General features: G+C 68.1%; 14 protein-coding genes and 2 pseudogenes. 6 read left to right on the top strand and 10 right to left on the bottom strand.

Going from position 1 to position 13419, the window contains the following annotated elements:
• Nucleotides 1–75: 75 nt before the first annotated feature.
• Nucleotides 76–1557, bottom strand: coding sequence for a serine hydrolase domain-containing protein (locus tag ABZ803_RS32885; protein ID WP_357045363.1), 1482 nt, complete (start codon nucleotides 1555–1557; stop codon nucleotides 76–78).
• A gap of 219 nt (nucleotides 1558–1776) precedes the next feature.
• On the opposite strand from ABZ803_RS32885, the gene ABZ803_RS32880 reads away from it, so the two are divergent.
• Nucleotides 1777–1926, top strand: a complete 150-nt coding sequence (locus ABZ803_RS32880) for a hypothetical protein (protein ID WP_357045361.1) — start codon at nucleotides 1777–1779, stop codon at nucleotides 1924–1926.
• Nucleotides 1927–1935: 9 nt separating this feature from the next.
• On the opposite strand, the gene ABZ803_RS32875 is transcribed toward ABZ803_RS32880, so the two are convergent.
• The 8 genes and pseudogenes from ABZ803_RS32875 to ABZ803_RS32840 all read right to left on the bottom strand — a co-directional run.
• Nucleotides 1936–3309 carry a hypothetical protein gene (locus tag ABZ803_RS32875; protein ID WP_357045359.1) on the bottom strand — a complete coding sequence of 458 codons (1374 nt, stop codon included), beginning with the start codon at nucleotides 3307–3309 and terminating at the stop codon, nucleotides 1936–1938.
• Nucleotides 3306–3692, bottom strand: coding sequence for a hypothetical protein (locus ABZ803_RS32870; RefSeq protein WP_357045357.1), 387 nt, complete (start codon nucleotides 3690–3692; stop codon nucleotides 3306–3308). Before ABZ803_RS32870 ends, ABZ803_RS32875 begins: the two co-directional genes overlap by 4 nt.
• Nucleotides 3692–3880, bottom strand: a complete 189-nt coding sequence (locus ABZ803_RS32865) for a hypothetical protein (RefSeq protein WP_357045355.1) — start codon at nucleotides 3878–3880, stop codon at nucleotides 3692–3694. The genes ABZ803_RS32870 and ABZ803_RS32865 overlap by 1 nt, the downstream gene beginning before the upstream one ends.
• Nucleotides 3877–5652 (bottom strand): hypothetical protein, encoded by a 1776-nt coding sequence (locus ABZ803_RS32860; RefSeq protein ID WP_357045457.1) that lies wholly within the window; start codon nucleotides 5650–5652, stop codon nucleotides 3877–3879. Before ABZ803_RS32860 ends, ABZ803_RS32865 begins: the two co-directional genes overlap by 4 nt.
• A gap of 176 nt (nucleotides 5653–5828) precedes the next feature.
• Nucleotides 5829–6704 (bottom strand): lysophospholipid acyltransferase family protein, encoded by an 876-nt coding sequence (locus ABZ803_RS32855; RefSeq protein ID WP_357045353.1) that lies wholly within the window; start codon nucleotides 6702–6704, stop codon nucleotides 5829–5831.
• 18 nt (nucleotides 6705–6722) lie between these two features.
• Nucleotides 6723–7424, bottom strand: a complete 702-nt coding sequence (locus ABZ803_RS32850; RefSeq protein WP_357045351.1) for a hypothetical protein — start codon at nucleotides 7422–7424, stop codon at nucleotides 6723–6725.
• The gene (locus tag ABZ803_RS32845; RefSeq protein ID WP_357045349.1) at nucleotides 7424–7984 is read right to left on the bottom strand and encodes a hypothetical protein; all 561 of its coding nucleotides are present in this window, start codon (nucleotides 7982–7984) and stop codon (nucleotides 7424–7426) included. The genes ABZ803_RS32850 and ABZ803_RS32845 overlap by 1 nt, the downstream gene beginning before the upstream one ends.
• Nucleotides 7985–8130: 146 nt before the next feature.
• Nucleotides 8131–8604: pseudogene (locus ABZ803_RS32840) on the bottom strand (enolase C-terminal domain-like protein); the annotation flags it as partial.
• Nucleotides 8605–8609: 5 nt separating this feature from the next.
• On the opposite strand from ABZ803_RS32840, the pseudogene ABZ803_RS32835 reads away from it, so the two are divergent.
• Nucleotides 8610–8804, top strand: a pseudogene (locus ABZ803_RS32835) (aldehyde dehydrogenase (NADP(+))); the annotation flags it as partial.
• 86 nt (nucleotides 8805–8890) lie between these two features.
• Here ABZ803_RS32835 and ABZ803_RS32830 read toward each other — a convergent pair.
• Entirely contained in the window at nucleotides 8891–9202 is a 312-nt protein-coding gene (locus tag ABZ803_RS32830) for a hypothetical protein (protein WP_357045347.1), read from the bottom strand.
• 337 nt (nucleotides 9203–9539) lie between these two features.
• On the opposite strand from ABZ803_RS32830, the gene ABZ803_RS32825 reads away from it, so the two are divergent.
• The 4 genes from ABZ803_RS32825 to ABZ803_RS32810 all read left to right on the top strand — a co-directional run.
• Nucleotides 9540–10286, top strand: a complete 747-nt coding sequence (locus ABZ803_RS32825; RefSeq protein ID WP_357045345.1) for a GntR family transcriptional regulator — start codon at nucleotides 9540–9542, stop codon at nucleotides 10284–10286.
• Nucleotides 10287–10289: 3 nt separating this feature from the next.
• Complete coding sequence (locus tag ABZ803_RS32820; RefSeq protein ID WP_357045343.1) at nucleotides 10290–11024, top strand: cache domain-containing protein; 735 nt, start codon at nucleotides 10290–10292, stop codon at nucleotides 11022–11024.
• A 98-nt stretch (nucleotides 11025–11122) separates the two neighbouring features.
• Nucleotides 11123–11338, top strand: a complete 216-nt coding sequence (locus tag ABZ803_RS32815) for a hypothetical protein (protein ID WP_357045341.1) — start codon at nucleotides 11123–11125, stop codon at nucleotides 11336–11338.
• A 455-nt stretch (nucleotides 11339–11793) separates the two neighbouring features.
• The coding region (locus tag ABZ803_RS32810; protein ID WP_357045339.1) for an amino acid adenylation domain-containing protein at nucleotides 11794–13419 on the top strand (1626 nt) is incomplete at its 3' end.

The raw sequence follows: 13419 nt of genomic DNA, 5'->3' as shown, positions 1-13419 counted from the left end.
GGTGCCGCGCGAAGTTCCTATGTGATCTGGAAGAAAGACTTCTTCCGGTGCGCGGTTTGCGCGAGCGGAGGTGGTTCAGAACACCGTCTCGGCGAGCTTCTGGGTCGCCTGCTGGAACGGGACGGCCAGCGACAGTGCGGCGTCGTCGACGTAATTCAGTGCGGCGGTGAGGATTTTGCTGCCGTCGGGGGTGCTGAACATCAGCGCCGCGTGGCCCGCTGCGCCGCCGTTGTGGGTGATCACGGTGCCGCCGGAGGCGGTGTCCTGCAGGAACACTCCCAGGCCGTAGCCCATGCCCGGGAGGGGCGTCGCATGCGGATTGCACATCTCGGCCAGCAGCGGGGCCGGCAGCAGCTTGCCGCTCGTCAGGGCGGAGATGAAGGTCTGCAAATCCTGAGTGGTCGAGATCATGTCGCCGCCGCTGGAGATCCAGGAGGGGTTGTGGCGGGTGACGTCGACCGTCTGCTCAACTCCGTCGTCCTCGTACCGGAAGTAGGCGTGGGCGTGCGGTTCGGGGATCTCGGTCCGGGTGCTCGGCGCGGCGGTTCCCGACAAGCCGAGCGGACCGATGATCAGTCGCTGCATCTCCGCGGCGACCGAGCGGCCGGTGACTTTCTCGATCAGCAGCCGGGCCAAAACGTAATTGGTGTTGGAGTAACTCCAGTCGGTACCCGGCTCGAAACGCGCCGGCTTGGACAGCGCCAGCCGGGCCAGTTCCTCCGGCCGGTAGGTGTGGAACCGGTTGTCCACCCATTCCTTGCCCGAGGTGGTGGCGGGTATCCCGGGCACCATTGTCCCGTCGGGGTAGTACTCGCCGGTGAAGTTGAACACGCCGCTGGTGTGCTGCAACAGCATTCGCACCGTGATGCGCGGGTCGAGATCGAACTCGGGCAGATAGGCGGCGGCCGGGGTGTCCAGGTCGACCTTACCCTCGGCCACCAGCGCCAGCACCAGGGTCGCGGTGAAAGTCTTGGTGTTGGAACCGATCCGGACGTGCCCGTCGACCGGCGGCTTCGCGGTCCCGCCCAACTCGGCCACCCCGGCGCTGCCGATCCACTCGCCGTGCTCGTCGCGCACGCGCAGGGTGATCCCGGTGATGCCGGATTCGACGAACTCTTCCAGGATCTGCTGCAGTTCGGGGCGATCCGGCCCGGCAGCGCTGTCCGCGGCGTCGAGGGCTGCGGTGATCTTGCCGACCATCGCAGCCGCTGTAGGGCTGGGCTCGCCCGTGCAAGACCGGGCCGCCGCGTCGACGGCGATCAGGACGGTGCTGCGGAAGTTGCCGGCCTCGGCCGGATCCGGCGCCAGCAGGTGCATGGCCGAGGTCAGGGCCGGCAGCACCTGGTCGGCGAGCTCGGCGACGGACTTGCCGTCTAGTTCGATCTCACCGGATTTCGCGGCGAGCACATGCCCGGCCAGGCCGGTGGCCGAGGTCAGGGCGATGGAGGCGTCGGTGGCCGACCGGTGCGGCGTGCCGGTGGCCGACAGCAGCGAAACGGCACCGTAGGCGGCGGTCCGCAGGATGTTCTTGTCCTGGTCGGTCAGGGTGATCGACATGGCGATTGTTCCTTTGCAACAGTGTGACTCGGTTGGTATGCGAATACTGTCGCCCGCCTGCCTGATACCGGCCTGACACCGGTCTGACACGACCGCTGACACCTGACTCGGACATCAGCGAACAGCCCGCGACCACGCCGGAGCCCCGTTCCACATGGTTTGCATCGCGTCGCCGAACGCGACCAGCCGGTGCCCGGGTGAGGTGATCATGTAGCCGAGATGGCTGAGGCTGTGGCCCGGAAGGGCCAGGGCGTGGACGCCAGGGAAGATTTCCGCACCGTCGGTGACGGGGCGGACTTGGGCGGCGAAGACATCGAGCATCTCGGCGCCGGCGCCGGTCGCTGCGGCGAGGCCGCGGTGCTGCAGTGACCTAACGCGCTATGAACCCACAGACGTAGCGAATTCGCTGCCCAACGGGTGCTCCAAGAGAAGGTAGAGACCGGTGAAGGTGAAACCCACCATGACCAGCATCAGAGCCAGTTGGCCGGTGACCCGGTGGGCCCGCGGCAGCAGCCGTAGGCAACGGTCGTGCGCGGCGGCTACGCCGAGGATGTGGCCGATCACCACGGCCAGCACCTTGATCGTGCCGAGCACCGCGGGGTGGGTGGACAGGAGGTAGGCGACGTCGCGGTCGGCGAGGCCGGCCAGGTTCCACCCTCGTCCGAACGGATCCGCGAACAAGAGCAGCGTCGCCTGACCCTTCTCGACCAGGAACGTGAGGTAGTGGGCCACCAGATAGCCCGCGACGATCGGGGTCAGGCTGTGGGCGAGGCGAACCGGAAGCAATGTCCGCTCGGCCGCGGAGAGGCCGCCGGTGGCGCGGGAGGCGGTCCGGAACGCGACGGCGACGACGAGGATGAAGCCCAGCAGCCCGGCCGTCTTCAGGAGGGTCGGCAGGACATCGGATCCAGTGTCACCGGCGTCGGCCAGCAGCCCGCGCCAGGAAGGGAATGTGGTGAAGCTGTCGAACGCCGTCGAGCCGAGCAAAGTGGCGGCAACGGCCACCCCGCCGATCCGCACCGGAGTGCCCGCGAGGTTGTCCAACGGCGATCGCAGAACGAGTGCACCGGTCTCGCGCCGGCCGACCGGGCTCAGCCTGCCCACCAGACTGCTGTACACCTCCAGCGGATCGGCCTGCTCGGCCCATGCGGTGCCGCACACGATCAGTCCCGTCGTGCTCACCACCAGGTAGGCCACGAACCACGTCGTCACGGCGCTCACCGAACCGGGTTCCGGGTAGGCCAGTTCGAGCCACACGAAGGAGAACAAACCCAGCACCGCGGGCCACTGTCCCCAAGAATCGGGATAGCGCACCAGACCGTCGGCGGGCCGACGCCCCCACACCAGGCAGATGGCGCGATGCACCGCACGCGCCGGTGACAAGACCTTCCACACGGGTCCGGCGACCAGCGAGGCGACCATGACACCGACCCACAGGAAGATGTAGACGACACCGGGGACGGGGTTGCGTGCCGGGGCGGATGGCCCGAACAGGCCGATCGCGACGACGGCGATGGCAACGGCCACGCTCACCGTCGAGATCGCGACCCGGACCGCCCGCGAGTCCACGAGCGCTCGCACCACCGACGGCAGCGCGACCCCCGGCGACCGGGAATCGAGCCGGGGTTCGCGCCAGGCGAGCACCAGCACCGCGAACGAGAAGGTCAAGGCCCAGGCGGCTCCGATGAGCGCGTACGACAACGGGATCGGCAGGTCGGTGGCACCGCCGATGCCGTGGGCGAGAACTGTCATCCGCGCACGAGCAGCGTCGCCACCGTGCGCCGGGCGTGGTGCAGTTCGATCTCCACCCGCCCTGGCACTTCCACGGTGAAGCGGAACCGCTGACCGGCACCGGGGGCGATCGCGAAGGTGTGCTCGGGCGTGGCATGGACGTGCAGTTCGTCGTCGGTGTCGCTGTCGACCACGAGTTCGATCGGTCGTCCCACCCTGGTTTCCAGGCGGACGTCGGCCGGGCTGACCGAGCCGGCGGCGATCCGCACGGCGACGACGAGACTGTCCGACTCCCCGGTTACGGTGGCCGGCGGCGCGTCGGCGGCGGGATCCGAGAAGGCGCAGCCCGCCACGAGCAGACCACCCGCGAGGACGAGCGCGCCCCAATGCCGCGCGAAAGCCATCACTCCTCCTTCTCCCCGCCGTGCTCGGACGGCGAACCGGACGCTCGATCGCGCTCTTCGGCGCGACGATCTCGCACAGCGACGAGAACTACGACGGCGACGACGAGCAGGGCGGGCAGGAAGGCGGGGATCGCGAGCAGGAGCGAATGATCGGCCAGCACGTCCACGCTGCCGGAGCCACGGGTCATCGGGACACCGCCGGTTCCGGCACGGCCGTTCGGCTCGTGCGCGGATACCGGTCGTTGATGCGCGCCGCGCCCCAGGACAGCGCCCCGACGAGGATGAGGCTGCACGCCAGCACGACGAGCGACGCCGCGGCGAACAGCCAGGAGGGGTAGTCGAACGACCGCTCCCGCTGAAGCACGGAGATCTCGCCGATGAACGGCCGGGTGAACGAGGCGAGGGCGGGCACCTCCTCGACGCCGATGCCGGGGTCGGCGGCCATGAAGATCGGCGCCGCGGTCAACACGCGCCCGTCCTGCATGCGCAGGACGGTCTTCCACGACCCGTGCGCCGGAACGGGTTCGGTGGAGACGTAGTGCCCGGCTTCCACTCGCTGGAGGTGGTCGACGACCAGCCCACGGCCGGGACTGTCCGAGCCGATCCCGCCCTGCCAGGCGAGGATCTGCATCCATTCGGGATCGGAACCGACGAGATCACCGGGCGTGACGCGGACGTCCGCGAGCACCATCCTTTTGTCCGTGTCCGATCCGGCGTCGCGCAGTGTGACCGTGGCGGTGGCCTGTTCCGGTACGTCGATCAGCAACCCGTTGGCGGTCGCGGCCGCCACGATCAACACCGCGGCGCTCATCAACCCGCGGCGCACCGGCGGACGTGGCAGCGGCTCGCCCCGCAACGTCATCGCCAGCAGAGCGCCGACGACACCGCCCGCGACGCCGGTGGGCACTGCCATCACCAGTAGTTCCGGCCACATGGCGGTCGGCCAGGGGTTGACGAACATCGCACCGACCCAGAGCGATTCGAGCCACAACCCAACAGTCGCGATCCCCAGACCGCAGAGCGCGCCCCACCAGATCGGCCGCCGGGTCAGCGGCAGCAGCGCGAGCAGTTCCACCACGACCGCGCAGCCCAGATAGAGCGGGAAGACATTGCGTGGCGCGTCGATGATCGGACCGCCGACCAGCACGGCCACCACGGTCCGCACCAGAGCGGCGAAGCCGACCACCACCAGCGTGCTGAACGGCCCCAGGCTCGCGCGCGCGGCGACCAGGGAGATGGCCGCCGCGGCGGCGATGAGCATCGGTTGCAGCACGAGCCGGAATTGCTGCACGCCGAAGTCGAATTCCACCTGGAACACCGACAGCCCGATGAGCAGGCCACCGAAGGCGAATGACCGCAGCAGCCACATCAACCGGCCGTCGGCTCGGTCGGGTTCGGGCCTGCTGTGCCTGCCCTCGAATTCGAGCAGCAACACACCGACCAGCGACAAACCCGCGCCGCCGATGAGCATCAGGTGCGTCGGCCCCCACAGCGTGACGTCCTGCCCGAAGATCCGATGCCAGATGTCGTCGAGCGGGAAGCCGATCAAGGCGTAGAGACCGGCGCCCGCGATCAGGATGCCGCCGACGGGCGCGTACCAGGTACGGGTGATGCGGACCGCCGCGGCGCCCGGCTTCTCGTCCAAGGGCAGCACGATCGCCGACATCCCGGCGGTGAACAGGAAGAACAATCCCGCCAGGATGAAGTAGTGCGCCGGATTCGCCAGCGGGCCGTTGTCGCGGCCGTTGCCCACGTGCAGGCTGACATCCCAGATGAAGCCCAGCAAAGCCGTCAGAATCGTCGCGAGGAACATCGCGAGCGGAAGGGCGACCCAGCCGGGGCGATTGAACAGTCGGCCGAGACGATCGGCGACCCGCTGCAGCCAGCTGATCCGGCGGGTGCGGTGCAGATACCCGACCCACAGCAGGACGAGGGCCACCACTCCGGCGGCGCCGGTCATGATCGCTACCTGGTCCAGCGCCGCTCCGCCGCCCTCGGCGCCCGGTGCGGCGAACCATCCGACCTGATCATGCGCGATGTCGCGCACGGGAGACCTCCATCACACGCAGGAATATATGTTACGAACGGTACCATAAAAAGTGTCGCCGGAGCCGCGAATGGCGCGAACGGATCCGTTCAGCCGACGATCGGCAGGTCGCGTTCCTCGTCCAGCCTGGTCAGCGCCTCTTGCATGATCCCGGTGACGTGCTGGTAGGCCGCCTTCGGGTCGAGCTCGGGACCCGACACCGCCCGCAGATCGATCGGGTCCAGGAACTCGACGGTGATCTTGCTGGGCAATGGCAGATGCCCGGCGAGGTCACCGACGTCGAGCCCCCACGGAAGAGCGATCGAAATGGGGAACACCTTCAGCCGCAGCATGCGGTCCAGCCGCAACAGGCGCGCGATCCGGTCGCCGCGGGTGAGCACCAGCTGGGTCTGCTGCGCACCGATGTTCACCACCGGCACGATCGGCACCCGCTCGTTCCAGGCCAGGCGGAGAAAACCGGTGCGACCGGCGAAGTCGACGCGGTCCTCCTCCCAGGTCGGGCGGTGCACCTCCCAGTCGCCCCCGGGGTAGACCAGCACGGCGGCGCCGTCGCGCAGCGCCTGCTCGGCGTTGCCCGGGTCGGCGTTCACCGTGCCGAAGCGGCGCAGCAACGAGCCGATCACCGGGTAGGCCATCACCATGTCGTGGGCGAGCTGGAAGAAGGGCCGGTGCGGGCCGAAACGCCGGACGAAGGCCAGGGTTGTCACCAGCACCTCCGGCGAGACGTTCCCGCCCGAGTGGTTGCTCACCAGCAACACCGGCCCCTGCTCGGGGATCCGCTCCAGGCCGCGCACCTCCGCCCGGAAGTAGAGGCGCACCAAGAGCCAGCCGAGGCCCATGGTGTCCGCGATGAACTTCGGGTCACGGTCGGAGGGGTCCGCGGTGGGAACCCGCGCTTTCACTTGCCGGGCGACCCAGTTCGTCGCGTGATCGACCGTTCCGCCGGCCAGTCGGAAGACACTCATGGGTAACGACTTCCGTGACTAGCCGCCGATCGAGAGCAGCTGGTCGAAGAACGCCCGGTACCCGCGCAGCGCCTGCCGCAGCCCCTCGGTGTCGGACGTGTCGCCGCGCCGCTCGTCGAGTTCGCGCTTGCGCTGCTGGTAGGTGGCGGTGATCTGGTCGATGATGTCGCTGAGCAGGGTGTCCGCACGGGCGACGGCGTCACTCGGATCGTCGACGAAGGTCACCTGGGCCTCCCGCCACTGGGTGCGCAGGCGATCGAGGTCGGAGTCGGCGAACAGCGGCGCGGGCCGGTCTTCGGCCGCGGGGGCAGCGGTCGGCGTGACGCCCGAACCGGTACCCGAGTCGTGTGCAGCGGCTTGTTCGGCCGTCCCGATGCTGCCGCGCTCGGCATCGTCGCCGAGTTCGGTGTGGGTGGCGTGCTGTCCTGCCGGAGCGTTCCCGCGGGACGACTCCGCTTCCTGAGCCACGGAACCGGGCCGATCCGGCTCGGACGCGGCGTCGGTGGTCCGTGCGCGTCCCGCCTCGTCGATCAGATCAGGGTTCGCCGCCTGCCCGGTATCCTGGCGCGTTGCCGCGGATTCGCTCATAGCGCCTGCTTCGTGCCGACGCTCGGCCTCGCCGGACCCGTCGTACTGCGACTCGGCGCGGGTTTCCCCCGCTGTCGCCGACTCGCCTTCCGCCTCGACGCTGTAGGGCCGCCGTTCGGACTCGGTACTCATTATTTCACGTCCTTCTTCCCCTGATCGGTCACTCCGACCAGGTCTTCGAACAGTTCCCGGTAGTGCACGATGGCCGTGCGACGATCCTCGGTGGACACCGCGGCGCCCGCGGGTCGAGTCGCGATTTCGTGCGCGGCGCGATAATGGCCCAGCGGCTCGGCGTGCTCCACGGAGAGATCGGCGAGCTGCTGCTCGTAGTTCTCCGTGGGGTAGCCGCGCTCTGACATGATCGTGGTGACGAGGCGGTCGGCTTCGGTCAGCGCCCCGGCGGGGTCGTCGATGAATCGTTCCTGCACCTCTACCCAGCGGGTGGAATAGACCCGTTTCTCGTCCTCCGAGAGATCACGCAACCGCAACTGCGAGTGCCTGCGCTCGCGTTCTGCGAGCTCCCGCTCGGCGGTCTTGCGGTCCTCGAGTTCCTGGACCGTCCGGTCGTATTCCGGGCCGAACCGGCGCCGTAGTCGCTGCCTGCGCAGCGCGGGCCACACCAGCAAGGCGATGATGGCCACGACGACGACAATGGCGATGACGACAATGATTGCCCATACTCCAGCCGACATCCGAACCTCCTTGTCGAGCTTGTCCGCTGGGGTAATGCCTCCTCGCCGTGGTTCCAAACACATGTTCGCCAAGGGGATTCGACGGATGCGGCAGGGCCGCTCGGACACCCCCGCCCATCCGGTGTCCGAGCGGCCCTGCGACGAGTTCAGCGCACCAGCGCCGGTCGCTTGCTATCGAAGCGCCAGCCCGGCACGAGGTACTGCATGGTCGCGGCGTCGTCGCGATCGCCGAGGCCGGCCCGGTGGTAGAGCTCGTTGGCGGCGGCGACCCGCTCGTCATCGAGCTCGACGCCGAGTCCTGGGCGCGCGGGCAAGGTGAGCATGCCGTCGGCGATGCGGTAGGGGTCGCGGGTGATGCGCTGGCCGTCCTGCCAGATCCAATGGGTGTCGATGGCGGTGATGGTGCCGGGGGCGGCCGCGGCGACGTGAGTGAACATCGCCAGGGAGACATCGAAGTGGTTGTTGGAGTGCGAGCCCCAGGTCAGCCCCCACGCGTCGCACAACTGGGCGACCCGGACCGAGCCCGCCATGGTCCAGAAATGCGGGTCGGCGAGCGGGATATCGACCGCCCCCGCGCGCACGGTGTGGCCGAGTTCGCGCCAGTCGGTGGCGATCATGTTTGGTGGCGGTGGTCCACGGCGGCCCGTTCCCCGCTACCAGCGCGCCCGCGACCACCTCCGTGGGCAGCCGCGCCATCGAGCGCTTCCTGCGCCCGGTCGCCTACCAGAACGTCCCCGATGATCTTCTCGCCGATGAGATCCGCGCGGACAACCCGCTCGGCATCTGGCGGCGCGTGGAGGGAGCCATCACGCGGGACTGAGATCCGGCCCGCGTAAGTACCGAGCGGCACGCCCGGCGACACCGCCGGGCGTGCCGCCGCCTCGAGTCATGGCCGCTTCGCGAGCGTCATGCCCACGCCTGCTGTCCGGTCGCCATGGGCACCGGCGGGATGAGTTTCGCCCAGAACTCCCGGCGCACCGCGTCCCACAGCCTCGCCAGCTCCGGGAGAAGTTCTCGTGCCCCCGCGAGGTCGGGGTAATTCTCGGGGCTGAAGGAGACAACGGGTGACGCATCGCAGGTGTTGTCCACGGCGACGATCGCGATCAGATGGTGCCGCACGAAACGCCAGGTCACCCGCACGCCGTCGACTTCCGTATGGCGTACGTCATCCATCGCCGACACCCCGACGCCGCGCGCCGCGTTCGTGCTCGCCCTCATGGCCTACCAGCCGTAACACCGTTGTCTCGGCCGCCGACCCGCCACGGCAGCGGACGCGCCGGCGTGGTCGCTCGCTATGCCTGCTCCGGCTCTCCGACATGAAGAAATCCCACTCCGATCGCGACGCCCGTGGGTCCGGGCGCCTCTGCGGCCAGTTCCACAGCGATTAACATAAGACATTAGAGGTCATAGTTCAATGCCGGGCGCAACTATCACTGCTCGCGTACGTCCGCTCCCGTGTCGAGCCGGGCATTCGACGGCGGTACCTCTAATCTCAGACTTCATGTTTCAAGTGTTCGTTGACTAGGATCGAGCTACATCCCATCGAGGAGTCGCGTTGTCCAAGCGGGAGAGCGCCGGGTTGTCCGCTCTCGGTGCCGTGCTGTCACCGCTCGAGGGTGGCGGTCCGAAAACCGAGGCCGTGGTGCAGCGACTGTGTGCCGCCATCGGCCTCGGCCTGATGGTCGACGGCCAGCAGTTGCCGAGTGAGACCGAACTGGCCAACCAGTTGGGTGTGTCGACGATGACCCTGCGGGAGGCGCTGGCCGTCCTCCGACAACGCGGCATCGTGCACACCAAGCGCGGACGCGGCGGTGGCAGTTTCATCCAGGGCGCCGCGGAGGCCTTGGAGAGCACGTCCTTGGTGAAGTTGCAGCAGATGAGCATCCAGGAATTGCGCGATCTGGGGGACGAACAGTTCGCCGTCACCGGCGCGGCCGCCGTATTCGCCGCGCGCCGCGGACTGCGGGCCGATATCGCCCGGCTCCGGTCCTTGGCCGACCGGCTGGAGGGCAGCAGCGAACCCATTTCGGCGCGCCGGGCCGACAGCCGCTTTCATATCGAAATGGCGGTGTGCGCACAATCCACCCGACTGACGCGTGCCCAGGTCGCTCTGCAAACCGAACTCTCCGCACTGCTCTGGTTGCCCGGGCTGGAACTGGATCCGGCGGCCGAGGCGACCGCTCACCGTGATTTGGTGGACGCGATCGAAAGAGAAGACGATATCCGGGCGAGAGAGCTGGCAGAATCACAAACCGAATCACGTATCCGCCGCCTCGTCGCCCTTCGCTTGGAGCTCAGTTGATCCATGAGGGACACCGATGAAGATGCCGCCCCGGTGACCGTCGAGTCGCTCGCTTCGGCCGTCACGGAGCTGGCCGAGGAGGTCTACCGGTCGCTGGGAATCATCGGGTCGGAGCTGGCCACACTGTGGGAAGCCTTGACCGGAGAGCGGAAGCTCGCCCCCCGATCGGCCGACTTGGCACCTCTGCGCGAGACCATCGTCGGCGAACTCGAGCGGCGCGGGAAGCTGCTCGAAAGCGCGGGCGTAGTGATGGCCGACGGCATTCTCGCCGATCGCCCGAGGTACTTGGAGTGGTGGTTGCTGGACGCACAGCGCAGGCCGCAACGCCTGGTGCTGGAATTGAATCCCCACAGCGAATACTTCTACGACTACACCGGAATGGAATGGTTCGCGATACCGCGTGAGCAGGGCCGCCGCTGGGCGCATGGGCCGTGTCTCGATTACGCGTGCACCGATCAGTACGTCTGCACCTTCGCGGTACCGGTCACGATCAGCTCGGGAACTTTCCTCGGAATCGCCGGTGCGGACGTCCCGGTCGCCTCGATCGAGGAGATTCTGCTGCCACGCTTCCGCGCATATGACCGGCGAGTGGTGCTGGTGAACAACGAAGGGCGCGTCATCATGGGGACCGATCCCGAATTCACCACAGGATCCAAGACCAGCCGGATGGACCGACCCGCCGCGGCGGTGCCGATCGAGGCGACGGCCTGGTCGTTGTATCCGCTGGGACAGCGGTAGCGGCGCCACCCGCGCAGCGGGATCGCGCGGACGGCGTGTGGTGCGCCCCGATGAATGGGGTCGTGCGACGCGCAGGAGTTCGCCGAATACTCGTGCCCATGAAGGCGATCACCACGAGCCTCCTCGTGACGGCCACACTCCTCGCTCCGCTGTCGACCGCGTCCGCCGCGCCGCTCGAACGGCAGGCGCCCATCGCGGAGTCCGGGTCGGCGTCGACCGGATCCGCCACCCAGGCGCTGTGCCGATTGCTGCGCATGCTGCGCGCCGGGTACGTCGACAGTTCCGGTGGTGGTCCCGCTTGCACATTCCCCTGATGCCGCGGACGGCAACCGCTCTCGATACAGCCGGGGGATCGCCGCGTCCCTGACACAACCGCCGATCCGCCTATGCGTCATCGACGTCATCGAGATCGCTTGCCGCGCTTGCATTCTCGTAATAGCAAGCGGAGCGGACCCGCACCGCCGAGACCGGGCATCGTGAGTCGGAGCGCAGGCAAGCCGAGGGACGCGGGAGTGCGGCGGCACTGGACTGGAGCGCCTGGTCGGCGAAAGATGTGAGACGCAGCATAATTCGCCCGGCGCTGCCGTATGCCGTGCCGAAGGCAGGTCACCGGCTGTGTACTGTCCGGGCGGGGGCAGGCACTCCGGACTTCTCGCGAGAGGACTACCGGTGTGTCTGCGACACCATTGCGAGCAAGTAGCGAGGTCGTGGGTCGGATCGAGGGTGTTCGGTGTGAGAACCGGCGCCGCCTGAAGGAGAGAGTACGGGAATGAAGATGGATCGACGTTCTGCGCGTGGAAATCGCCGTCGCCGCTCCGGCGCTCCCCTCTTCGGGCAACTGCTCACCGCCGCGGTCGAATCCGCCGCCGACACGGTGGCGATCCGGTTCTCTCCGACCGGTGATCCCGCCGACACCGTGCAGCTGACCTACCGGCAGCTCGACGAAAGTTCGTCTCGGCTGGCGCGGGAGTTGATCGACCGAGGACTGGGCCCCGGTGACGTGGTGGCCATCGGCATACGGCGCTCGCTCGAGTCGGTGCTGTCGGTGTGGGCGATCGCCAAGACGGGCGCCGCCTATGTGCCGATCGATCCGACCTATCCGCCCGACCGGATCGCCTACATGGTGTCCGATTCCGGAGCAGCGCTCGGTCTGACCACTTCCGCCTACCGCGAGGCGCTCGGCACCTCCCTCCCCTGGATCGAACTCGACGATCCGCGAGACCAGGAGCGAATCGGGCGGTGGCCCGCGCACCCGGTCTCCTACACCGATCGGGTGCGGCTGCTCACCGAGCAGCACCCCGCCTACGTCATCTTCACCTCCGGTTCGACCGGCCGGCCCAAGGGCGTCGTAGTCACCCATTCCGGATTGGGCGCGATGGTGGCGTCCGAACGCGAGCGCTACGACGTCACGGAAGGCTCGCGGGTGATGCACATCTGCTCGCCGAACTTCGACGTGTCGGTGCTGGAACTGCTGCTCGCCTTCGCCACCGGATCCACCCTGGTCATCGCGCCGCCGACGGTGTTCGGCGGGTTCGAACTCGCCGATCTGCTCCGGCGCGAACGTGTCACGCACATGCTCATCACTCCCGGTGCGCTGGAATCGGTGGACCCCGCGGGCCTGACAGACCTGCGCGTCGTCATGGTCATCGGCGACAGGTTCGGCCCCCACCTGGTGAACCGGTGGGCCGGTGACGGCCGCGCGATGATCAACGGTTACGGCCCCACCGAGGCCACCGTCATCGCGACAAGCAGCGCGCCGCTCGTGCCGGGCGAGACGGTCACCATCGGCAGCGCGATACCCGGATTCGGCTTGTTCGTGCTGGATTCCCGATTGCGCCCGGCTCCGGCCGGCGTGATCGGCGAGCTGTATCTGTCGGGTCCCGCGCTGGCGCAGGGCTATCTGGACCGGCGGGGTCTCACCGCGGCACGCTTCGTGGCCAACCCGTTCGGCGGTGAGGCCGGTAGTCCCGGGTCGCGCATGTACCTGACCGGCGATCTGGCCCGTCGCCTGAGTTCGGGTGGCATCGAGGTCTTGGGACGTTCGGACTTCCAGGTGAAGGTTCGTGGCTTCCGCGTCGAACTGGGCGAGATCGATGACGCGCTGAGCCGCCATCCGGATGTCGAGTTCGCGGTGACCTTGGGCAAACGGCAACCGAACGGGACGACCATGCTGGTGTCCTACGTGCTGCCCGAAGCGGCCACGGTCGACGCGGCGGGTATCGGGATCGACTTCGACACCACCGAACTCGTCGACTTCATCTCCGAGTCGTTGCCCGCTTACATGATTCCGGCGTCGATCGTGGTGTTGGAAGAGATTCCGTTGACGCCGGTGGGGAAGTTGGATCGGGCGGCGTTGCCGGAGCCGGTGTTCGCGGCGCGGGCGTTTCGTGCGCCG

It is taken from the genome of Nocardia sp. NPDC047648, from assembly GCF_040642815.1.
Taxonomy (GTDB): domain Bacteria; phylum Actinomycetota; class Actinomycetes; order Mycobacteriales; family Mycobacteriaceae; genus Nocardia; species Nocardia gamkensis.
The sequence above is the reverse complement of the archived record's forward strand: the minus strand, read 5'-3'. Positions and strand labels throughout refer to the sequence as shown.

Bases quoted from the DNA above. Each gene is read 5' to 3' on its own strand.
- ABZ803_RS32880 (WP_357045361.1), top strand. From the start codon at position 1,777: ATGGCTGAGGCTGTGGCCCGGAAGGGCCAGGGCGTGGACGCCAGGGAA.
- ABZ803_RS32865 (WP_357045355.1), bottom strand. From the start codon at position 3,880: ATGACCCGTGGCTCCGGCAGCGTGGACGTGCTGGCCGATCATTCGCTC.
- ABZ803_RS32850 (WP_357045351.1), bottom strand. From the start codon at position 7,424: ATGAGTACCGAGTCCGAACGGCGGCCCTACAGCGTCGAGGCGGAAGGC.
- ABZ803_RS32830 (WP_357045347.1), bottom strand. From the start codon at position 9,202: ATGAGGGCGAGCACGAACGCGGCGCGCGGCGTCGGGGTGTCGGCGATG.
- ABZ803_RS32860 (WP_357045457.1), bottom strand. From the start codon at position 5,652: ATGACCGGCGCCGCCGGAGTGGTGGCCCTCGTCCTGCTGTGGGTCGGG.
- ABZ803_RS32870 (WP_357045357.1), bottom strand. From the start codon at position 3,692: ATGGCTTTCGCGCGGCATTGGGGCGCGCTCGTCCTCGCGGGTGGTCTG.
- ABZ803_RS32885 (WP_357045363.1), bottom strand. From the start codon at position 1,557: ATGTCGATCACCCTGACCGACCAGGACAAGAACATCCTGCGGACCGCC.
- ABZ803_RS32845 (WP_357045349.1), bottom strand. From the start codon at position 7,984: ATGTCGGCTGGAGTATGGGCAATCATTGTCGTCATCGCCATTGTCGTC.
- ABZ803_RS32815 (WP_357045341.1), top strand. From the start codon at position 11,123: ATGAAGGCGATCACCACGAGCCTCCTCGTGACGGCCACACTCCTCGCT.
- ABZ803_RS32875 (WP_357045359.1), bottom strand. From the start codon at position 3,309: ATGACAGTTCTCGCCCACGGCATCGGCGGTGCCACCGACCTGCCGATC.
- ABZ803_RS32855 (WP_357045353.1), bottom strand. From the start codon at position 6,704: ATGAGTGTCTTCCGACTGGCCGGCGGAACGGTCGATCACGCGACGAAC.
- ABZ803_RS32820 (WP_357045343.1), top strand. From the start codon at position 10,290: ATGAGGGACACCGATGAAGATGCCGCCCCGGTGACCGTCGAGTCGCTC.